General features: G+C 70.5%; 1 protein-coding gene. It reads left to right on the top strand.

Annotation, left to right across the window (positions count from 1 at the left end; translation table 11 throughout):
• Positions 1-667: beta-ketoacyl reductase (locus LMU33_RS40865; protein WP_228627185.1), on the top strand; the 667-nt coding region annotated here is incomplete at both ends.

Genomic DNA, 667 nt, shown 5'->3' with positions numbered 1-667 from the left:
TGCGCGTCGGTTGGTTCGGGTGTCGTCGCCGGGTGTGGTGCCGGGTGAGGGCTGGGTGCCGTGTGGCACGGTGTTGGTGACCGGTGGTACGGGTGCGTTGGGTGCTCGGGTGGCGCGGTGGCTGGTGGCGCGTGGTGCTGAGCATGTGGTGCTGACCAGTCGGCGGGGTGTGCAGGCGCCGGGTGCGGCCGAGCTGGAGGCGGAGCTCGTCTCGGCGGGTGCGCGGGTGACGATCGCGGCTTGTGACGTGGCCGATCGTGAGGCGCTGGCGCGGTTGCTGGAGCCGCTGCGGTCCGAGTTGACGGCTGTGTTCCATGCGGCGGGTGTGCTCGACGATGGTGTGCTGGATGCGCTGATCCCGGAGCGGTTCGAGCGCGTGTGGCAGGCCAAGGCCGACTCGGCACGCCATCTGCACGAGTTCACGCGTGATCTGGACCTGTCGGCGTTCGTGCTCTTCTCGTCGATCAGCGGCACTCTGGGCAGCAGCGGACAGGCCAATTACGCCGCCGCGAACGCCTACTTGGATGCGTTGGCCGAGGAGCGGCGTGGTGAGGGGCTGCCGGCGGTGTCGGTGGCGTGGGGTCCGTGGGCTGATGGCGGGATGGCGGCCGAGGGGGTTCTGGAGCGGCGGTTGCGGCGTGAGGGCATGCCGCCGATGGATCCGCAG

This window comes from Streptomyces barringtoniae, assembly GCF_020819595.1.
Classification (GTDB): domain Bacteria; phylum Actinomycetota; class Actinomycetes; order Streptomycetales; family Streptomycetaceae; genus Streptomyces; species Streptomyces barringtoniae.
The sequence above is the reverse complement of the archived record's forward strand: the minus strand, read 5'-3'. Positions and strand labels throughout refer to the sequence as shown.